Origin of the sequence: Helicobacter pylori, assembly GCF_030323545.1 — a bacterium.
Lineage (GTDB): Bacteria > Campylobacterota > Campylobacteria > Campylobacterales > Helicobacteraceae > Helicobacter > Helicobacter pylori_CO.
Map to the genome: position 1 here is coordinate 1,139,692 of NZ_CP122954.1, position 21,048 is coordinate 1,160,739.

The 21,048-nt window shown below is 39.3% G+C and carries 20 protein-coding genes; 3 read left to right on the top strand and 17 right to left on the bottom strand.

Annotated elements, in window-relative coordinates; translation table 11 throughout:
• Positions 1 to 2: 2 nt before the first annotated feature.
• From ylxH to rpsO, 7 genes are all read right to left on the bottom strand, one after another.
• On the bottom strand, positions 3 to 887 hold the full coding sequence (ylxH, locus tag QAP06_RS05405; protein WP_097567158.1) for a flagellum site-determining protein YlxH: 885 nt from the start codon (positions 885 to 887) through the stop codon (positions 3 to 5).
• Positions 884 to 2,260: a flagellar biosynthesis GTPase FlhF gene (flhF, locus tag QAP06_RS05410; protein ID WP_033761289.1), complete on the bottom strand. Its 1,377-nt coding sequence runs from the start codon at positions 2,258 to 2,260 to the stop codon at positions 884 to 886. Before flhF ends, ylxH begins: the two co-directional genes overlap by 4 nt.
• Positions 2,257 to 2,745, bottom strand: a complete 489-nt coding sequence (gene folK, locus QAP06_RS05415) for a 2-amino-4-hydroxy-6-hydroxymethyldihydropteridine diphosphokinase (protein ID WP_194150195.1) — start codon at positions 2,743 to 2,745, stop codon at positions 2,257 to 2,259. Before folK ends, flhF begins: the two co-directional genes overlap by 4 nt.
• Complete coding sequence (locus QAP06_RS05420) at positions 2,745 to 3,818, bottom strand: aminopeptidase (RefSeq protein WP_286465280.1); 1,074 nt, start codon at positions 3,816 to 3,818, stop codon at positions 2,745 to 2,747. The genes folK and QAP06_RS05420 overlap by 1 nt, the downstream gene beginning before the upstream one ends.
• A 12-nt stretch (positions 3,819 to 3,830) precedes the next feature.
• On the bottom strand, positions 3,831 to 4,361 hold the full coding sequence (gene aroQ / locus QAP06_RS05425) for a type II 3-dehydroquinate dehydratase (RefSeq protein WP_140547901.1): 531 nt from the start codon (positions 4,359 to 4,361) through the stop codon (positions 3,831 to 3,833).
• Between the two features lie 129 nt (positions 4,362 to 4,490).
• On the bottom strand, positions 4,491 to 5,780 hold the full coding sequence (locus tag QAP06_RS05430) for an O-antigen ligase family protein (protein WP_286465284.1): 1,290 nt from the start codon (positions 5,778 to 5,780) through the stop codon (positions 4,491 to 4,493).
• A 29-nt stretch (positions 5,781 to 5,809) separates the two neighbouring features.
• On the bottom strand, positions 5,810 to 6,082 hold the full coding sequence (gene rpsO, locus QAP06_RS05435; RefSeq protein WP_001207122.1) for a 30S ribosomal protein S15: 273 nt from the start codon (positions 6,080 to 6,082) through the stop codon (positions 5,810 to 5,812).
• A 137-nt stretch (positions 6,083 to 6,219) separates the two neighbouring features.
• Here rpsO and flhA point away from each other — a divergent pair, with 137 nt between their 5' ends.
• Positions 6,220 to 8,421 (top strand): flagellar biosynthesis protein FlhA, encoded by a 2,202-nt coding sequence (gene flhA, locus QAP06_RS05440; RefSeq protein ID WP_001262894.1) that lies wholly within the window; start codon positions 6,220 to 6,222, stop codon positions 8,419 to 8,421.
• A 30-nt stretch (positions 8,422 to 8,451) separates the two neighbouring features.
• On the top strand, positions 8,452 to 9,495 hold the full coding sequence (locus tag QAP06_RS05445) for a 3',5'-cyclic-nucleotide phosphodiesterase (RefSeq protein WP_286465287.1): 1,044 nt from the start codon (positions 8,452 to 8,454) through the stop codon (positions 9,493 to 9,495).
• A 362-nt stretch (positions 9,496 to 9,857) separates the two neighbouring features.
• Here QAP06_RS05445 and hsrA read toward each other — a convergent pair whose 3' ends face one another.
• Positions 9,858 to 10,529 (bottom strand): response regulator-like transcription factor HsrA, encoded by a 672-nt coding sequence (gene hsrA / locus QAP06_RS05450; protein ID WP_286465290.1) that lies wholly within the window; start codon positions 10,527 to 10,529, stop codon positions 9,858 to 9,860.
• 340 nt (positions 10,530 to 10,869) lie between these two features.
• Positions 10,870 to 11,982, bottom strand: coding sequence for a metallophosphoesterase (locus QAP06_RS05455; RefSeq protein ID WP_286465294.1), 1,113 nt, complete (start codon positions 11,980 to 11,982; stop codon positions 10,870 to 10,872).
• Positions 11,983 to 12,186: 204 nt separating this feature from the next.
• On the opposite strand from QAP06_RS05455, the gene acs reads away from it, so the two are divergent.
• Positions 12,187 to 14,175 carry an acetate--CoA ligase gene (acs, locus tag QAP06_RS05460; RefSeq protein WP_286465297.1) on the top strand — a complete coding sequence of 663 codons (1,989 nt, stop codon included), beginning with the start codon at positions 12,187 to 12,189 and terminating at the stop codon, positions 14,173 to 14,175.
• 107 nt (positions 14,176 to 14,282) lie between these two features.
• Here the strand turns inward: acs and rimP are convergent, their stop codons facing one another.
• Genes rimP through minC form a run of 8 tightly spaced genes read right to left on the bottom strand, consistent with a single transcriptional unit; the run spans position 14,283 to position 21,047 of the window.
• Complete coding sequence (gene rimP, locus QAP06_RS05465; protein ID WP_120992172.1) at positions 14,283 to 14,723, bottom strand: ribosome maturation factor RimP; 441 nt, start codon at positions 14,721 to 14,723, stop codon at positions 14,283 to 14,285.
• Positions 14,716 to 15,051, bottom strand: a complete 336-nt coding sequence (gene rbfA, locus QAP06_RS05470; protein ID WP_286465300.1) for a 30S ribosome-binding factor RbfA — start codon at positions 15,049 to 15,051, stop codon at positions 14,716 to 14,718. Before rbfA ends, rimP begins: the two co-directional genes overlap by 8 nt.
• Complete coding sequence (infB, locus tag QAP06_RS05475; RefSeq protein WP_286465302.1) at positions 15,051 to 17,909, bottom strand: translation initiation factor IF-2; 2,859 nt, start codon at positions 17,907 to 17,909, stop codon at positions 15,051 to 15,053. Before infB ends, rbfA begins: the two co-directional genes overlap by 1 nt.
• Positions 17,906 to 18,160 (bottom strand): DUF448 domain-containing protein, encoded by a 255-nt coding sequence (locus tag QAP06_RS05480; protein WP_194145791.1) that lies wholly within the window; start codon positions 18,158 to 18,160, stop codon positions 17,906 to 17,908. Before QAP06_RS05480 ends, infB begins: the two co-directional genes overlap by 4 nt.
• Positions 18,147 to 19,028 (bottom strand): homoserine kinase, encoded by an 882-nt coding sequence (gene thrB / locus QAP06_RS05485; protein ID WP_286465308.1) that lies wholly within the window; start codon positions 19,026 to 19,028, stop codon positions 18,147 to 18,149. The genes QAP06_RS05480 and thrB overlap by 14 nt, the downstream gene beginning before the upstream one ends.
• 53 nt (positions 19,029 to 19,081) lie before the next feature.
• The gene (locus tag QAP06_RS05490) at positions 19,082 to 19,555 is read right to left on the bottom strand and encodes a tRNA threonylcarbamoyladenosine biosynthesis protein TsaB (RefSeq protein ID WP_286465309.1); all 474 of its coding nucleotides are present in this window, start codon (positions 19,553 to 19,555) and stop codon (positions 19,082 to 19,084) included.
• Positions 19,556 to 19,575: 20 nt separating this feature from the next.
• Entirely contained in the window at positions 19,576 to 20,463 is an 888-nt protein-coding gene (gene lpxC / locus QAP06_RS05495) for a UDP-3-O-acyl-N-acetylglucosamine deacetylase (RefSeq protein WP_120804046.1), read from the bottom strand.
• The gene (gene minC, locus QAP06_RS05500) at positions 20,460 to 21,047 is read right to left on the bottom strand and encodes a septum site-determining protein MinC (RefSeq protein WP_180605045.1); all 588 of its coding nucleotides are present in this window, start codon (positions 21,045 to 21,047) and stop codon (positions 20,460 to 20,462) included. Before minC ends, lpxC begins: the two co-directional genes overlap by 4 nt.
• Position 21,048 lies beyond the last annotated feature (1 nt).

Genomic DNA, 21,048 nt, shown 5'->3' on the forward strand with positions numbered 1-21,048 from the left:
GCCTACCCCAAATACTTCAAAAGCCTTTTAAAAAAGCTTTTCAAACCTTCTTTTGGTATTTCTAAAGCACCGGTTTCTAATTTAGAAACCAAAAGACCCGCTATCTGGTCAATGGATTGCGAAAACAAATCGTTAGGGGCTATTTTTCTTAAAATTTTGCGCTCTCTCACATAGCGTTTCAATAAGGAGCTGTTTTCAATCGCTCCTAAGTAATGCAATTCTAATGAAGCGATATTGTTTTTAGCCACTTTAAACAGCCTTTCATAAGTCGCCCTACCCTCTTTAGGTTGGGCTACCATGTTAGCGATAAGAAACAATTCATCTTTATTCTTGGAGTTGATTTTAATGCATGCATACGCATCCGTAATCGCTGAAGGATCGGGTGTGGTAACAATCACCACGCAATCGCTCGCATTCAAAAACGCTTGCGTAGTAGCTCCAATCCCAGCACCTGTATCAACCACAATATAATCTAAAGAGCTTAAAACCCCCTCTTCATCCACAAATTGATCTAAAGCTTCCGCGCCGCTAATGTATTTTAATATTTCTTCACCGCTATCCCCAGGGATTAAGCAAAGCCCGGGTTCAATCTCGCAAATGATTTCTTGCAATTTGGCTTCACCCTTTAAGGCATGCAAGATATTTTTATGGGTTTTCACCCCAAAAATCACGTCTAAATTCGCTAAACCAATATCCGCATCAAACACCCCCACCTTATAACCTTTCTTGTATAAAGAGTAAGCTAAATTAGCGCTAATATTGGATTTCCCCACGCCTCCCTTACCGCTTGTGATAGCGATGAATTTGGTATTCCCCTTATTATCAAAAAAACTTTTGGGATTTTTAGCGTTCATAAAATTATCCAAATGGCTCGCTTGATTGTTCATGCTTGTTCCTTATTAGGGTTACTAAAGCCATCTAGCATGCAATCCACTAAATACTCATTAGTAGCCACTTTCAAATCCATAGGCACTTCTTGGCCGACAGAAAGATAGCTGATAGGCTTTTGGCTTTCATGCACTAAAGAAAACAAATTCCCTAACCCCCTACTCTCATCTAATTTCGTAAAGATTAAAGTGTCAATCCCTAACACCCCAAAAGAATCATAAATATCTTTCATGTCTTCATACTTAGTGGTAACCGAAAGCACTAAGGACACATCAATATTATAACCCCCATCTATAAATTCCTTCAAACCGGCGATTTTTTCTTTATCGTATTGCGAATGCCCTGTCGTATCCACTAGAATAAAATCGCAGTATTCCAAAGCTTCAATTTCTTTAGCAAAATCTTTAGCGTCAATCACCGCTTCTATGCTCATTTTCATTTTATTAGCATACCAGCTTAATTGCTCCAAAGCCCCAATGCGATAATTGTCTAAAGTGATAATGCCCACCTTGTATTTTTTAGCTAACATCCTAGAATAGCGCGCGGCTAATTTGGCTAAAGTCGTCGTTTTCCCCACGCCTGTTGGCCCTACAAGCATTAAGATGCGTTTTTGCCTTAAATTCAAATCTTCAGGGCGGCACAAGATCATTTTGCGCAACACTTCCCTGAAATAACGCTTAATCGTTACGGAATTTTCCCGCATGCGTAAAGGCATCAATTCCAGGCTCAATTGCATGATTTCATCTAAATGGCTGGATTTCATCCCGCTTTGTTTGGCCAATTTGTAAATTTCGGCAAATTCTTGAGGGATATTGACAGAGTTGGGGTTTTTCTCATCCCAAAACATGTTTTGAATGAGTTTCAGGCTGTCTCTGATTTTGCTTAATTGCAGATTGATGTCTTTAATCTCTTCTTCTTGTTTGACTTCTCTTTTTTCTCTTTCTTTTTTATGGTTGGCTTCATCTTTTAAAGCTTGCAACAAAGCGTCTTGCTTATTAGCCTCTAAAGGCGCATCCTCTAAGGGAGCGTCTTTTTCTAAAAGGGTCTTATTTTTTGAAAAACTATAGTTGCGCTGATTAGATGAAACCCCGGCGAGTTTGCGCATTTCTTCTACAGTGCTTGAAAGCTGCATGACCACATCTTCTTCATTCAATTCTTCATCATACAAACTTTCTGGAATAAGGGGGGCTTTAGGGGGTTTGTTTTCGTTTTCTTCTTCAACCGCCACAACGATTTCATAAAGCCCAGAAGAAGTGAGCGTTTTTTTACGGATTTCTTGGGTTTTAAACACCAGCGTATCCACCCCATGGTGGCTTTGAGCGATCTTTAGAGCTTCAGCGGCCGTCTCCCCACTATAGGTATAGAATTTCACCACTCCCCTTTTTTAAAAAGAATTTGTTGCAAAATTAACGGCACCAACACCGAATCCCTTTCACTCCATTTAGGATGAGGTAAAGTCAAATCATTCTGTCTTAAAATGACTTGATTAAAAGCGATAATATCAATATCTAAAGTTCTTGGAGCGTCTTTAAAATCGCGCTTCCTTTTGCGCCCAAAACGCCTTTCTATATAAAAAACCAGAGCGAAAAAATGGCGCAAACTTAAAGATGTTTTAAGGATAATCGTAGCGTTATAAAAGTTAGGTTGGTTAGTGTAACCAAAAGGCGGATTGATATAAATGGGCGAAGAAAAAATTTTCCCGATTTTACTATGATTTTTAAAATACAAAAAACAATTTTTTAATATTTTTAAAGGATTTTTAAGATTAGATCCCAACCCTAAAACCACCCTGTTAGAAAAATCAAGCCTTTTTTTAAAAAGGCTAGGGAAAAAGCGGTTAGTAAGGATCTCTCGCATCACAAAAGCTCAGCCCTAGAATTTTTGATCACCACTAAATCTTCAATGCGCACCCCAAAAAATCCAGGGATATAAATCCCAGGCTCTACAGAAAACACCATGCCATCTTCTAAAATGGTTTCACTGCGCGATGAAATATAGGGAAGCTCATGGATGTCTAAGCCAATGCCATGCCCGGTGCTGTGAGTGAAATATTGCCCGTAACCATAACCGCTAATCACTCCCCTAGCCAAGCTGTCCGCTTCTTTACCGGTCATACCCGCTCTAATGCCTGAAATAGCCTTTTCTTGCGCTTCTTTCACAATGTCATAAATCTTTTGACGCTCTTTATCCTTGAAATTCTGCTCTCTTTTGAAGACAAAATCTTTAGGGTCAAAAAAAGCCGTGCGAGTCCTATCAGAGCAATAGCGTTCGTATTTGATCCCCATATCCAAAAGAATGCTATGCTCCGCTTTTAAAAAATCCTTCGCGCTAGGCAAGGCATGGGGCTTGCTCGCATTCGCATTCAAGGCTAAAATAGGCTCAAAACTCAGATCATAAACCCCCTCTTTAGTCAAAAAGTCCTTAACCTTATGCTGCAAATACCGCTCGCTCAATGACTCTTTTTCATCAAAAACCTTTTTCACATACTCAGCAAAATTTTCAAAAGCTTCAACATTCAGCGCTTGAGATTTTTTGAGGAGTTGGATTTCATGATCGTTTTTAATGATGCGTTTCTGGCGGTGGTAACTAGGCACGCCCTCTAAAGTAACCTTATCCCCAACCGCTGAATCCAAACGCTTATAGGTTTGCAAATTCACTTGATTGGGGTCAAAAAAGAGCTTTTTAACCGAACTCTTTGCGATCAAATCAATCGCACTCTGCACTAAATCGCTGGATTCTATCACTTCCGCTAAAACGCCATTTTTAGGCTGAACGCTTTCTTTAGCTTCTTGAGTGTAGCGAGAATCAGTGATAAAAAACGAGCGATCGTCTAATTGCAAAAACAAAGCGTTATCGCAACTATAAGCGCATTCAAAAAACATCGCGTTCTCATTGAGCGTGAAATGCGATTCTCTTTCTAATCCTTTCATCAATAACCCCTTTTACTTTTGATTGTTGATCGGGTTATTAGGGTTATTAGGGTTATTAGGGTTATTAGGGTTGTTTTTTTGGGCTTCTTGGAACGCTTTCATTTCGGCTAAAATATTGACCATCGCCATTAAAGCCATGTTGTAGCCAAGCGGACCAAATCCCATGATCACGCCTCCACAAGCCGCTCCAGTGTAAGAATTTTTCCTGAATTCTTCTCTGGCTTGAATGTTAGTGAGATGCACTTCAATAACGGGTTTGCCCGCTAGCATGATCGCATCCGCAATCGCAATAGAAGTGTGCGAAAACGCTCCAGGGTTAATGATGATCCCTTCATAATCGCTGCCCACACTCTCTTGGATTTTATCAATGATTTCGCCCTCAAAATTGGTTTGAAAAAACTCTAATTCCACATCTAAATTGCCTTGTTTCACGAAAGTTTGCATGATTTCATGGATTTGGTCTAAGGTTACCATGCCATAAAGTCTTGGGTCTCTGTGTCCTAACATGTTTAAATTAGGCCCTTGAATCACTAAAATTTTCATTAATTTATTTCTCCTTGTTGAATATGGAATGAAACCACATTATAGCATAAGTTTTTATCTTACCCCTTAAATCCCCCTAAGAGCGCCTCACAAGAAACTACCACTTGACTAACATCAAACTCTTTGATGCTAAAAAGCGCTTTTATCCTTTTTTAAAAAAACAACCATCATGACCATTCCTACAAAAAAACTTCCCGTAATGAAGAAATCAAAAGGGTCAAACCCAATACCAAAAATGAGGTAAAAAGTGAATGCCGTTAATATAAAGAATGATATTAAAGAGTTTTGCTTGATCCCGCTCCAAAAAATCTTTACAACCGCTAATAAAAAAAAGAGCCAGATCAAAAAGCCTATGATCCCCCTAGTGGCTAGAACATGAATGATTTGATTGTCGTATCTTTCATAACAAAGAATCAAGTCTTTGGCTCTGTAAGAATGCGATAAAGATAAAATCTCTTCTAGCCTCTGGCATTTCTCGCTAGCGGCCATACCAAAAAAGGGCCTTAAACGCAAAACCGTTAGGGCTTCTTTCCAGCGCTCCAAACGCCACCCGATACTGCTATCAGCGTCCTTTTTAGCGTAGCGTTTCAAATCTTCTTCAAAGCTTTGGTTTTGAACCCTAGATTGCTCTATTGCCCCCTTTTTTTCTAAAGCACTACTCCCCATATATAAAGCGCTCAAAATAAGACTCACAACCACCATATAACCCAATGGTTTGAGCGATTTTTTGGCGTATAAAATAAAGCAAGAAAGGATTAAAAAAGTAGCCACAAAAGCGATTGTCGCGCTCCTTGTGGCGCTTAAAATAACCACTAAAAACCCCACGAAAACAGAAAGGGTGAAAAAAAGTTTTTCTTTTTGATTTTGCGAATAAAGCGCATAAATATAACAGCCTAAAATGGAAACGCTCACTAAAACCACATACTCCTTAACCGTGCTAAACCCTTGCGCTCTAGGCATGTTAAAATAAATTTTTTGCACCAATGAAAGCAAGCCGTTGATGAAATTTGCAACAGCCATGCTGTAAAAAAGGATTTTTTGATTCAATTTGATTCTTAAACAACTGGCAAAAAGCAAGCATAACGCCCCGCAAGCGTAAGTTAAGGACATGTTTAGAGCGAATAAATTGTAGCGGAAGGTTTGGCTATCATACATGTTAAACATGTTAGGGAAGATGCTTAAAAACACGCCTAAAAAAGCCAGAGTGAGCCATTTAAAAGGCATGGTTTTTAAATGATTAATCGTGAAAGTTTCTTTCAAAGACGCTTGGAAATAACACCTAAGAAACAAAAAAACCATTAAAACAATCAATAAGACTTGAGTTAAAGGTTTTTTAAACGAAGTGAGAAAAAAAAGAGCAAAAATTAGAGTGAAAACAGAGTCCGCACTAAAAAAGGCCTTCAAACGCTCTTTCAACACAAACTCGCCATACCCTAAAACCGATAAAATTATCTGTCTTTAATGCCTAACTTTTCAATCAAAACCACATAACGCGCATGATTAGTGCGTTTGATGTATTTCAACAAGTTGCGTCTTTGAGCGACTAATTTTAAAAGCCCTAAACGACTGGAATGATCTTTGGGGTTAGCCTTTAAATGCTCGGTTAAAAGCTTGATCCTTTCATTCAGCAACGCCACTTGCACCTCACAAGAACCCGTATCGTTTTCTTTAGTGGCAAACGCTTTAATGATTTCTTGTTTTTTCTCCAGATTCAAAGCCATAACGACCTCCTAATTGGTAATTTAATAAAGGTCGTATTATAGCGTAAAATAAGCTTTTTTGTGTCATACGCTTAAACTTTATATTATAATAAGCCTAAAAAGACAAACCACCTACCTTAAGGCATTGATTTTAGATTATGGCAAACGAACGCTCCAAATTAGCTTTTAAAAAGACTTTCCCTGTTTTTAAACGCTTCTTGCAATCCAAAGACTTAGCCCTTGTGGTCTTTGTGATCGCTATTTTGGCGATCATTATCGTGCCGTTACCGCCTTTTGTGTTGGATTTTTTACTCACGATTTCTATCGCACTGTCGGTGTTGATTATTTTAATCGGGCTTTATATTGACAAGCCGACTGATTTTAGCGCTTTCCCCACTTTATTGCTCATTGTAACCTTGTACCGCTTGGCTTTAAATGTTGCCACAACTAGAATGATTTTAACGCAAGGCTATAAAGGGCCTAGTGCGGTGAGCGATATTATCACGGCATTTGGGGAATTTAGCGTGAGCGGGAATTATGTGATTGGGGCTATTATCTTTAGTATTTTAGTGTTAGTGAATTTATTAGTGGTTACTAATGGCTCTACTAGGGTTACTGAAGTTAGGGCGCGATTCGCTCTAGACGCTATGCCAGGAAAGCAAATGGCGATTGATGCGGATTTAAATTCAGGGCTTATTGATGATAAGGAAGCTAAAAAACGCCGCGCCGCTCTAAGCCAAGAAGCGGATTTCTATGGCGCGATGGATGGCGCGTCTAAATTCGTCAAAGGCGATGCGATCGCTTCTATCATTATCACGCTTATCAATATCATTGGAGGGTTTTTAGTGGGCGTATTTCAAAGGGATATGAGCTTGAGCTTTAGCGCTAGCACTTTCACTATCCTAACCATTGGCGATGGGCTTGTAGGGCAAATCCCTGCCTTAATCATTGCGACAGCGACCGGTATTGTCGCCACTCGCACCACGCAAAACGAAGAAGAGGACTTTGCTTCTAAACTCATCACACAGCTCACCAATAAAAGCAAAACTTTAGTGATTGTGGGAGCGATTTTATTGCTTTTTGCCACCATTCCTGGACTCCCTACCTTTTCTTTAGCGTTTGTAGGGACTCTCTTTTTATTCATCGCATGGCTGATTAGCAGGGAGGGAAAAGACGGACTGCTCACTAAATTAGAAAATTATTTGAGTCAAAAATTCGGCTTGGATTTGAGTGAAAAACCCCACAGCTCCAAAATCAAACCCCACACCCCCACCACAAGGGCTAAAACCCAAGAAGAGCTTAAAAGAGAAGAAGAACAAGCGATTGATGAAGTGTTAAAAATTGAATTTTTAGAATTGGCTTTAGGCTATCAGCTCATCAGTCTTGCGGACATGAAACAAGGGGGCGATTTGTTAGAAAGGATTAGGGGTATTAGAAAAAAGATAGCGAGCGATTATGGTTTTTTGATGCCTCAAATCCGGATCAGAGATAATTTGCAGCTCCCCCCAACGCATTATGAAATCAAACTTAAGGGCATTGTGATTGGTGAGGGCATGGTGATGCCAGACAAGTTTTTAGCCATGAATACCGGTTTTGTGAATAAAGAAATTGAAGGCATTCCTACTAAAGAGCCGGCTTTTGGAATGGACGCTTTATGGATTGAAACTAAAAATAAAGAAGAAGCCATCATTCAAGGCTATACCATTATTGATCCAAGCACCGTTATTGCGACGCACACCAGCGAATTAGTGAAAAAATACGCTGAAGATTTTATCACTAAAGATGAAGTGAAATCCCTTTTAGAGCGCTTGGCTAAAGACTATCCTACGATTGTAGAAGAGAGTAAGAAAATCCCCACCGGTGCGATCCGATCAGTCTTGCAAGCCTTATTGCATGAAAAAATCCCCATTAAAGACATGCTCACTATTTTAGAAACGATTACCGATATTGCCCCATTGGTTCAAAACGATGTGAATATCTTAACCGAACAAGTGAGGGCGAGGCTTTCTAGGGTGATCACTAACGCTTTTAAATCTGAAGACGGGCGTTTGAAATTTTTAACCTTTTCTACCGATAGCGAACAATTTTTGCTTAATAAATTGCGAGAAAATGGCACCTCTAAGAGCCTGCTACTCAATGTGGGCGAATTGCAAAAACTCATTGAAGTGGTCTCTGAAGAGGCTATGAAAGTCTTGCAAAAAGGGATCGCTCCGGTGATTTTGATCGTAGAGCCTAATTTAAGAAAAGCCCTTTCTAATCAAATGGAGCAGGCCAGGATTGATGTGGTCGTGCTAAGCCATGCGGAATTAGATCCTAACTCCAATTTTGAAGCTTTAGGCACGATCCATATTAACTTTTAATGGATAAATAATTAATAAAAAAGGAGAATGATGCAAGTTTACCACCTTTCACACATTGATTTAGACGGCTATGCATGCCAGCTTGTTTCAAAACATTTTTTTAAGAATGTCCAATGCTATAACGCTAATTACGGGCGTGAAGTCTCAGCGAGAATTTATGAAATTCTAAACGCAATCGCTCAATCTAAAGAAAGTAAATTCCTTATTTTGATTAGCGATTTGAATTTGAATTTAAACGAAGCAGAGTATTTGCAGGATAAAATCCAAGAACACCGCTTGCAGAATAAGAACATTCAAATCCAGCTTCTAGATCACCATATCAGCGGTAAAGAAGTGGCTGAGAGTTTCCATTGGTATTGTTTAGACACGAACCGCTGCGCAACTAAAATCGTGTATGAGTTTTTGAAAAAGCATTACGCTATTTTAGAGCCAAAAAACACAACATGGCTAGAGCCTTTAGTGGAAATGGTCAATTCTGTGGATATTTGGGACACGCAAGGTTATGGCTTTGAATTAGGCAAGGTGTGTATGCGCATGATTAACCAAAGCTCTGAATTGAATCGTTTCATGTTTGATGGTGAGAACCGCAATTATAAATTAAAGCTTTTAGAAGAAGTTAAAAACTATTTGTTTTTAGAAAATGCCCCTGTAGCCTATGATAACGATTTGTTCAGGCTTAAAAAAATCGCTTTAGGGGGCGACCCTAATACAGAAACGATGGACAATATCTCTTCAAATGCGCAAACGCATTTGCTCTCTTTAAAAAAGCATGATTGCAGCGTTTATTACCAGGATAAAAAAGGGTTTTTAAGTTATTCTATGGGGGGCATTAGCGTGTTGGCTAACCTTTTTTTAACGCAAAATCCGGATTTTGATTTTTATATGGATGTGAACGCTAAAGGGAATGTGAGCTTAAGGGCGAATGGGAATTGCGATGTGTGTGAACTCAGTCAAATGTGTTTTAATGGGGGCGGGCATAGGAATGCGAGCGGAGGCAAGATTGATGGCTTTAGAGAGAGTTTCAATTATAGGGATATTAAAGAACAAATTGAAGAAATCTTTAATAACGCTTAAAACTAAGCTGTTTGTAACAAGCTAACAAAAGCTAACAAGAGTTTAAAAACTCTTTTTGATAAGGTTTAAAAATTTTCATCCCATCGTTTTATAGCAAAAACTCATTTCTTTAAGGATAGAAGATATTTTAAAACAACTTCTCTCCCTATAAACCTCCAACTAACCCCCATAACCCCCAAAAGAGCGCTTAAAAAATTATCGCTTGATTAAGCTCTTTTAATCATTTGATTGTAAAGAATGTTTTTAGCATTCTTTAAGTTTTATGATCAATATTTGACAGAGCCAAGTTTGCATTTTTGTATAAAATATTTGATTCTACCCGCCCCACACCCTCACTTTAATCTATTTTTAGCAAAAAGAATTTATTCTTCACACGCCGGTTTGGGGTAGCAAAAACGATAGCCTCTGCGCCTTACGGTTTCAACCGTGGAAATCCCCAAGGGTTTATCCATTTTTTGGCGGATTTGATTAATAGCCACTTCAATGACATTAGGGGTAACCATTTCAGGCTCTTCCCAAATAGCGTCTAAAAGCTGTTCTTTGGAGACAATCTGATCCCTATGTCTGGCAAGATGGGTAAGCACTTCAAAAGGCTTCCCTTTCACTTCAACTTCACGCCCCTTGTAAATAATCTTTTCTTCATCAGGGCTAATGGTCAAATCCCCAATTTCAATCACATTAGAACCCCAAAACCTCAAACGAGCCTCAATCCTTGCGACTAAAGCTTTAATGCTGCGGTAAGGCTTAGCGATATAATCGTCCGCGCCCTGCTCAAACGCATGGACTTCTTCTTCGCTTGTAGGGTTATCAGAAGAAACTAAAACAACAACAGAAGAATGCTTTTCCTTGATTCTAGAAACAAAACTTAAAGCGTTTTTATCGCTAACCATAACTAAGTCATAGTTCCTAACATCCATAAGATATTCCCCATCCTCCAAACTCTCTGTTACATCAGCCATAAAGCCTTTAACATTTAAGCCCTTTTCAATTTCTCCGCCTAAAACAGAATTTTTTTCAATCAGTAGAACGCGCATGGTTTGTTGGCTCCTGCATTTAAGAGTAATTCAGACGCTGATTATATCATAATTTTAAATTAGTTTAAGAAAATATTAATAAAAGTTATCGCTTGATCAAATCAAGCCCTTGATTATTGGTTGTAAAAAACGCCTTTGAGTGTTTTTATAGATAATTTTTAAAATCATTTGCTAAAAATCACCATTTTATTGTATAATTAAAAATCCAACCATTCCTTATGGTTTGGTTGGTGCCGCTAAGATTGAAGGGTCACCTCCCCCTCCTTTCCCTTTATCTTGGCGGTTGTTTTTTAACTCCTTGTTTTTAACCGCTTGATTACGATTTTAAGATTTTGTTCAACTAAGCTTGATTTTTAGGTAAAAGCCTAAGGTATGCGATCTCGCTAGGGGCTAAAAACCTTAAAGGAACGCCCCAATACCCTGCCCCACTGCTCACATAAATTTGAGTGGTGGGGCTGTGCTTGTATAAACCATATAAATAGGTTTGCGCTAACTTGACTAAAAGACTAAAGGGGAAGATTTGCCCTGCATGGGTATGCCCTGAAAGCACTAAATCTACAGAGTGGCTTTCTTTGAGACTTCTAATTTGTTTAGGTTGGTGGGCTAAAAGGATCGTGGGCTTACTCTCATTGCACTTTTTTAAAGCTTTGTCAATATCAGGGGCAAAATTTTGACACTTTCGCGCAAAATAATCATACACGCCGCACAAATTGATCCCCCCTAAATGCACGCACTCATTCCCTAAAATCGTCAAATTAAGCGTGTCAAGAAACGATAAAATCGGCTCTATGCCATGATAATACTCATGATTTCCTGGCACATAAAAAGTGCCATGCGTGCTTTTAAGGTTGTTTAAAGGCAGTAAAAAAGATTTGACTTTTTCAATGTTTTCATCCACTAAATCCCCCCCAATCAGCACCATATCCACTTCTTTTTGATTGACTTCTTCTACAATGTAATCAACAAAATCTTTTTGCAACAAACTCCCCACATGCATGTCTGTGAGTAAAATAATCTTTAATTCTTTATCCAGCTTATCCAAATAAATAGGGGTTTCTTTGATTTTAGGGCGGGCCAACCCTTCATAAAACCCGCGCCAAAAATACCCCAATAGCGCCAGATAAAACCCCAATTTTAAAAAATTTTTTAAACTTTTACGCCTTGAATGCAAAAAATCTATTTTTTCTATGGAGTAGGAAAACCCGTAAAAACTTAAAGAAAAAATAAACGCAATGAAAGATACAAACGAACACGCCGAAGTCAAAACAAACAAATGGCTAGGCATGGTATTTCTATAAAAAACAAAAGCCGTCTCGCCTATGCTCAAAAGGATAAAAAACCCTAAATAAGCGTATTGAGAGATTTTCTTTAAGGTTAAAAACGATTTCAACATCCTAAAAGAACTATAATTCAAAAGACACAAAACCAATAAAAACGCTATGGAGATCAGCATACCACCCTTTTTGTAGTCATAATGTTTTGGCTATATTAGCATATTAACGCTAACATCCCCTTTAGGTTTCATCGTGCTATTGTTTCCTTATTTTATCAGTCTCAATCCCCACAGAAAGAGAAAAGTATCTCTCCCCTTAAAAGAGTGTGAGTTTGGATACAATAATGATAAAAAATGCACTTAAAGCCATAGAAAGGAGATGCGATGCAATTAGACGATGATTTAGAATTCGCTAAAAAAGTCTTTAACCCTAACAGAGCGTTTGCCAAGCAAGCCAGGATTAAAAACATGTGCGAATATAAAGATTTAGTGCATGAAGCCAATGAAGATTATGAACATTTTTGGGGCGAGTTAGCCAAGCAAAAACTCACATGGTTTAAACCTTTTGATAAGGTTTTAAACAGCGATAACGCCCCTTTTTTCAAATGGTTTGAAAACGGCAAAATCAATGTTTCTTACAATTGCATAGACAGGCATTTAAAAGACAAAAAAAATAAAGTGGCGATCATTTTTGAAGGGGAAATGGGGGATTATAATGTCATCACTTACAGAAAACTCCACTCTGAAGTCAATAAAACAGCCAACCTTTTAAAAAACGAATTCAATGTCAAAAAAGGCGACAGAGTCATTATCTATATGCCCATGATTGTAGAAAGCGTTTATATGATGCTCGCATGCGCTAGGATTGGAGCGATCCATAGCATCGTTTTTGCTGGGTTTAGCCCTGAAGCCTTGAGGGATAGGATCAACGACGCTCAAGCCAAATTAGTTATCACAGCGGACGGGACTTTTAGAAAAGGCAAACCCTACATGCTCAAGCCAGCCCTTGACAAGGCTCTAGAAAATAACGCCTGCCCTAGTGTGGAAAAAGCGCTCATTGTGATACGAAACGCCAGAGAGATTGACTATGTGAGAGGGCGCGATTTTGTCTATAATGAAATGGTCAATTACCAATCCGATAAATGCGAACTTGAAATGATGGACTCTGAAGATCCTTTATTCTTGCTCTATACAAGCGGATCAACCGGGAAACCTAAAGGCGTTCAACACAGCAGTGCGGGGTATTTGCTATGGGCACAAATGACGATGGAGTGGGTTTTTGATATTAGAGATAACGATAATTTTTGGTGCACCGCTGATATTGGTTGGATCACAGGGCACACTTATGTGGTTTATGGGCCCTTAGCTTGTGGGGCGACAACTTTGATACTAGAAGGCACGATGTCTTATCCAGATTATGGGAGATGGTGGAGGATGATAGAAGAATACCGCGTGGATAAATTCTACACTTCCCCCACCGCTATAAGAATGCTGCATGCTAAAGGCGAAAACGAACCCTTAAAGTATAATTTAGAATCGCTCAAAGTTTTAGGAACGGTAGGAGAGCCCATTAACCCTACGGCATGGAAATGGTTTTATGAAAAAATCGGTAACTCAAAATGCAGTATCGTGGATACTTGGTGGCAGACAGAAACAGGTGGGCATATCATCAGCCCTTTACCGGGAGCTACGCCTATAAGGGCTAGTTGTGCGACCTTACCTTTGCCTGGCATCCATGCAGAAGTTTTAAACGAAGACGGCACTAAAACAAAGTCCGGAGAGCAAGGGTTTTTATGCATCACTAAGCCATGGCCTTCTATGATAAGAAACATTTGGGGCGATGAACAACGATACATTGACAGCTATTTTTCTCAGATCAAGTTGAATGGGGAATATGTCTACCTCTCTGGAGATGGCGCTATCGTGGATGAAAACGGATACATCACTATTATTGGGCGCACCGATGATATTGTGAATGTGAGCGGGCATAGGATTGGCACGGCTGAAGTGGAGAGCGCTATTTCTAAACATGAAATGGTGGTTGAATGTGCGGTAGTGGGTATCCCTGATACGATTAAAGGAGAGGGCTTGTTTGCGTTTGTGGTGCTGTGCGATGGGGCTAAATGCAATCTTGGCGAGAGTTTAGAATTGCTAAAAGAAATGAATCATATCTTATCCATTGAGATTGGAAAGATCGCTAAATTAGACAATGTCATGTATGTGCCGGGTTTGCCTAAAACTAGGAGTGGGAAAATCATGAGAAGGCTTTTGAAATCTATCGCCAAAAAAGAGCCCATCACTCAAGATTTAAGCACGCTAGAAGATGTGAATGTGGTCAAAGAAATAATGAGTATCGTTCAAATGGAAGAGTGAAACCTAAAAAATGCTTTTTAGCGTTTTTTAGCCAAATAATGAAAGTCTAATTTCAATCAAGCAATAATCTCTCATAAAGTGTAAGGACGCTACCGCTTTGCGTTATTTCACCACTCAAAAAGCGTTTTAACTTTCTTTAAATCTTTATACTCCACGCTTTTGATAGCGTGATCTTCTAATTCAAAATCCGCGTTCAAATCGTTAGCGTCTTTAAGGACAGCTTGAAAGCTTTCTTTATTTGTGAGTTTGACTTCCACTTTTTCGCCTAAAGAAAGCTTGAAGTGTTTGGGGGTTTTAAGCGTTCTTTCTAACCCCATGGAACTCACTTCCAAAATATAAGCGTCTTGAATAAAATCGCACACATCTAATAAGGGCGAAATAATCTCGCTCACTTGTTGGCAAATGTCCAAACTAACCGCTCCATTAGGGTTTTTAAGGCTCACTCTTAAAACATGCTGCTCATTTTCTTTAATCAAACTCACATCATAAAGCAAATAGCCCAAACTTTCAATCACGCCCTCTATTTTCTCTTCTATTTTTTTAGTCATTATCTTTCCCTTTAGCGATTTCATTAAATATGGCGTCTAAACGGAGCTGCTTTTCTAAACTATTGTCTAAAACAAAACTGAGTTTTGGGCATTTAAACCACCCGCTCGCTTGCAAAACAAATTGCCTAATCAAACCCTCAGCTTTTTTCAATTTAGAAAGGATTTTATGATCTGATGAAAGCACAAACACCAAAGCGTGGTGCTTCCCTTTAGAGCATTCCACTTTAGTAACGCTTAAAGAATTCAACTCGCTGTCGTTCAAATTCGCTAAAGCCTCTTGTAATAACTCTAAAAGATTGGATTCTAAGCGTTCTTTATGAGGGTTCATTAGAGGGTTCTTTTTTTATGGATTTCTTTATAGGTTTCAAACACATCGCCCACTTTAATCTCATTATAATTGTCTAGCATGATCCCACACTCATAGCCCTTAGAAACTTCTTTCACATCATCTTTAAAGCGTTTTAAAGAAAGGATTTCGCCGGTATGAACCACCACGCCATCCCTAATCAAACGCGCCTTAATGCCACGAGCGATCACCCCATCGCTCACCACACACCCAGCTATCGTGCCAACTTTAGGGATATTAAAGGTTTCCCTCACTTCCGCTTGTCCGGTATGCTCTTCTTCAATGATAGGACTCATCAAACCTAATAACAGCGATCGCATTTCTTCAATCAAGGCATAAATCACCGTGTAAGTTTTAATGCTCACATTGTATTCTTTAGCCTTATTTTTCACATTACCGGTGGGGCGGATATTAAAGCCTAAAATCACGGCATGCTCACTGCTAGAAACTAGACTCAAATCATTCTCAGTAATGCCCCCCACCCCTGAGTGGATCACTTGAATCGCTACTTCTTCGTTATTAAGCTCTAACAAGCTGTTTTTAATAGCCTCTAAGCTTCCTTGCGTATCCGCTTTAATGACTACAGGAATATTTTTCAATTCCTTATTAGCGACCATTTCTGAAAGCTCATCAAAAGACACTTTAGTGCTTTTACTCAACGCTTTTTGGCGTAAATAAGTCGCCCTTTTTTGAGCTTGCAAGCGCGCGATAGAGTCGTTTTCTACCCCTATGAGAACCGATCCTGCAGGTGGCACTTCGCTTAAGCCTGTGATGAGAGCCACCATAGAGGGTTTTAAGCTTTGAATGCTCTTGCCTTGATCATCAGTCATTGTTCTTACTTTACCAAACGCCGTTTCGGCAAAAAAACTATCCCCCACGCTTAAAGTCCCGCTTTGGACAATCACAGTGGCTACTGCCCCACGCCCTTTTTCCACGCTTCCTTCTAAAACAACCGCTCTAGTGCTGCCTTCTTCTATGGCTTTTAATTCCATAATATCCGCTTGAATAAGAATGGTTTCTAACAAATTATCAATGCCATCGCCCGTTTTAGCCGAAACAGGGATAAACTCATACTCTCCGCCCCAATCCACAGGGTTATAGCCAAGCTCAGCGCATTCGGCTTTGAGTTTGTCCGGATTCACATTAGGCTTATCCATTTTATTCATCGCAAAAATCACAGGCACATTAGCGGCCTTTGCATGCTCTAAAGCTTCAATAGTCTGTTGCTTCACCCCATCATCAGCCGCTATCACAATCACTGCAATATCGGTAACTTGAGCCCCACGATTACGCATCTGGCTAAAGGCTTCATGCCCTGGGGTGTCAATGAAAGACACCCACTTATCGTTCTTTTCCACCATGTAAGCGCCAATGTGCTGAGTGATCCCCCCAGCTTCCGTGTGAGCGACTCTTTTATCACGGATTTTATCCAGTAGTGAAGTTTTACCATGATCAACATGCCCCATGATAGTAACCACAGGCGGGCGTTCTTTTTTCACCCCCTCTAGCACTTCTTCTACTTCAAATTCTTCCAAAGTGTTTTGAACAGAAATTTCTAAATGGAACTCTTCGGCTAAAATTTCTATGCTATCCTTATCCAAAAAATCGTTTTTAGTTACCATAAGCCCTAAATTAAAGAGGGTTTTAATCACATCAGCCAAATTCAAATTCGCTTTTTGCGCGAATTCATAAACGCGCACTTCTTCAGGGATTGAAATCGCGCTTTGGATCACTTTTTGGCTGTTATCGTTACGGAATGCGTGCTTTTTCTTGGATTGTCGTTTGATCCCGCTTTCATTCATCCAAGGGTTTTTTCTTTGGACGCGCACCCTGTCGTTGATATTCTGGCGGATTTCTTTTTCTTCTTCTTCCTTATTGAGATTATCTTGTTCATGCAGATCAAACAATAAGATTTCATCGGTTTCATCATCATAAATATCATTGCCCTTAAAATCCCTGACATCGCTAAAATCAATTTTATGGGATTTGTTGTTTTTGGCTGTGGGGGTGGCTTTGGGCTTACTTGGTTTTTTGGCTTTTTTAGCCTCTTGTTTGTCTTTTTCTTGCCATTCTTTTTTAATGTCTTCAAAAATAGCCGCCGCACTTTGAGTGGGTTTTTTGCTTACGCTGTTTTCAATTTCATTTTCTACTTCATCGTTGCGTTTAATCACCCTAAAACCGGTGCGTCTTTTAATGTTTTCATGGCGTTTGATTTCTTGCTCTTGCTTTTTAACTTCGCTGATTTCTTTTTTAGCGTTATTAACATTATTAGCGTTATTGGTGCCGTTAGCGTTGTTAGTGTTGCTTTGGGTGAGCTTGTTTAGGGCTTCTCGGCTTTTTTGGATTTCTTGGAGCTTTTGCTTGGCTTTTTCTATTTGAGAGTGGCTAACCATTTTAGGGGTGTTTTCTATAGGGGGCGTTTGAGGGGGCGTTTGGTCTTCAAAAGTATTGACAATTTCTATCCCTCCTTTTTTTTTGGCAATGGGCGCAGGAGCTTCTTTTTTCTTCTCTTTAGTTTTCTTGGGCTTTGGTTGGCTTTTTGTTTCTTCTTTTTTAGGCGTTTTGGAAACCTTTTTGTTAAGGGGTTTGGGCGTTGCGGCTGTATTCAAATCATCTTTATTGTCTTGTTCAGGATTTTTAGTGGGTTGATTGGCTTGTATTTGTTCTTTAATGCCATCCACAATGTATTTGTATAGCTTGTTTGCTTGCTCTGGGGTCATTTTAGAATTTGTCTTAAGCTCTAAACCAATATCTTTGGCTTGCTCGATCACATTTTTAAGCTCTTTTTGGGTCTTACCAAGCTCGGCTAAAAATTCTTTTAAATCAACCATACCACTCATGCTATGCTTCTCTCCTTAATCCAAGTAATGATATTTTTGGTATCTTTTGGGGCGTTCTTTATTTTTGAAACCGCTTTCAACAACTTTTTTTCTCCATTTTTCAAACAATTTTCACACACATAAAAACTACGGCCTTTGCCATCAAATTCCATGATTTGATTTTCAAAGCTTTTCAAACGCAACAAATCCTTTTGAGGTTGGCGCATTCTGCACACCACACACATGCGGATTTTAATTTCAGTCTTTCTCAATAAGGACTCCATCATTATCAAAATCTAAAACCGCTACCCTAAATTTAGGGAATTTCTTGCTCAAAACCTGCTTTAATTTAGGAGCGTCCTCTTCATAACACATGTTAAAAAACGACGAACCGCTCCCTGAAAGCGTGCTCATTAGGGCATTATTTTCTAAAGCGAGCTTTTGGATCACAAACAACACGGGATAAGTTTGCATGCGCTTATATTGATGCATCCTGTCTTTAGAGCAACAACGCAATAAATCCCACTTCCCCTGCACAATCGCCATCGTCATCAAGCTCGCATGCGAAAGGTTAAACACGCTTTCTTGCACGCTGTAACGCTTGGGCAAGAGATGGCGCGATTGCTTAGTAGAAATGGCCCTATTAGGGATCACCATCACCGCTTTTAAAAAAGAAGGGATTTTGGTTTTTAAACTTATCACTTTCTTTTTTTCCACAAACGCTACATTATACCCCCCAAACACCGCCGGGGTGATATTATCCGGGTGGTTTTCATAAATTAAAGCGGTATTGACAATGTTTTCTCTATCAAAAGCAAACCCTAAAAACGCAAACGCTGAAGCGACCGCCCCCACAATCATCGCCGAACTAGACCCCATGCCCCTTGTAATAGGGACTCTATTATGCAATAAAAATTTAAATGAGCCGTCATTCCCATGCTTTTTTAAAATCTCATAAAACACTTTAGTGAAAATATTGTTGGTCAAAAACTTAGGGATCCCTTCACCCTCCCCAACCAATTTCACCGCATGAAAACTGCTAGGCTCAATAAAAAAACGATTGCGTAAATTCAAGCTCAAACCCAAGCAATCAAAACCGGGGCCTAAATTCGCACTTGTTGCAGGAACACTCACTACCAAATTTTAAACCCCTATTTTTGATACCCTTTCATTTTTAAAGCTAGCATTATACACTAAATAGGAGGCAAAATGTAAAACGGCGTGTTCAATTGGGTGAATTTGTCTTTCTCTAAAAAGAGGGGCAGCATGAAATCTTTTGGCGCGATTTTCAAATCTTTAAAATCGGTCAAGCTTCCCGTTTCTTTTGAAACAAAGTATTTATTGGTATACGCTAAAATGGGCGTGTTGTCGTTAAAATCAAAGCCCGTGGTGGAATAGAGTTCAAAGTCATGGATTAAAGCCAAAGTGTGTAAGAAAACATGCGTGAGTTTTAGGCTAGTGAAACTCCCTGGCCCTTTAGCGTAATAAACCCCCTTAATCGCCGGTAAAGCAGGGTTTTTAAAATCTTCAAATAATTGCGAAAAAACTTCCACTAAAGCTTCGCTTGTTTTTAATTTGGAAGTGTAAGAAGCACACAAAAAATTGTTTTGATACACCCCAAGCGAAACCCCCTCGCCTAAAGAGATAAGCACTAAATCCAATTCCAAAAATAAACCCCAACTTAGGATTAAGCGAAAGCCTTTTGCAACGCAAATTCTTTAGCTGGATCTGTAGCGATCAAAACTTCGTAATTTTTAGCGTCCGCCAAAATGGCTTTAACCAACATGGAATTGAGCTTATGACTCCCTGAAAAAGAAGTGTATTTGCCCATCACAGGCATGCCTAAAACCATTAGATCCCCCATAGCGTCTAAAATCTTATGGCAGACAAATTCCTTTTCACATCTCAAACCCTCTTTATTCAAAATGCTGTTTTCATCCAGCACGATGCAATTATTCAAACTCCCCCCTTTAGCCAAACCAATGGATCGCAAGTAATTCACTTCCTGCAAAAACCCAAAGGTGCGGGCTTTAGCGACTTGCTCTTTGTAAGCGGTTTTACTAAAGACGAAATGATGGGCTTGCTTAGCGATAACCGGATGGTTAAAATCAATCGTGAAATTCAAAGAAAGTTGGCTGTCTGGCTCAATTTTAACGAATTTATCGCCCTCTCTAATCTCAACAACTTGCTTAATTTCCATCACCTTTTTAGGAGCGTCTAGTTCTTTAATCCCTGCTTCATCTAAAAGCATGCAATAAGTCAAAGCACTCCCGTCCATGATAGGGATTTCTTCGTTATCCACAGAGATCTTAAGATTGTCAATACCATACGCATGGACAGCCGAAAGCAAATGCTCAATCGTAGAAATTCTAGCGTTATCCTTACCCAACACGGTTGCCATTTTGGTATCCACGATGTTTTCAGGTTTTAAGGGGAGCTTCACGCCCAAATCAGAGCGGTAAAAAACAATGCCTTGATTTTCTCCTAAAGGCTCTAAAACAAGCTTCACAGGAACGCCTTTGTGCAAGCCTATCCCTACTAATTCCACAGAGTGGTTAATGGTTGTTTGTTTCATAATACTTCCTTTATGTCTAGTATATCGTCATTTTTAGTGATTATTTTAATATTTTTATTTACCAAAAGCCGTTCAACCTCTTTTAGAGATAAAATTTTATTTTGGAAAACGATCTGAGCGCTCTTGACTTCTTTCAAAATCAAGCACTCTCCAAAGCACACAATCGCCCCTTCGCAAACCCCATAAACCGACACACAGCCCTCTGAAATAATCTTCGCTCCATTGTGGATATTGCCCAAAAAAATAAGGTGATTAGCGCTATAAATCTCTTCCCCGCTCCTGATATGGCGCTCATAAATCGTTGTTTTAGGTTCTGTTTTAGAATGATTGGGTTTTGAGTGGTTGGTTTCTTCTTTTAAAGGCATGGTTTTGATATGGCGTCCGTTTAAAGCACGATTGGTTTCTAAAAACAAAAGCTGGTGTTTGCGCAAAATGGCTTTGACTTCTGGTTCAATATCATATTTAAATATAATAAGAAAATACTGCAAAAGGGCATGGTTTTTTTCTAAAAATCCTATGACCGCTTCAGGCTCTTGCTTTTCAATTTCAAACGCATGCACATTTTTTTGATTCGTTTTTAACATG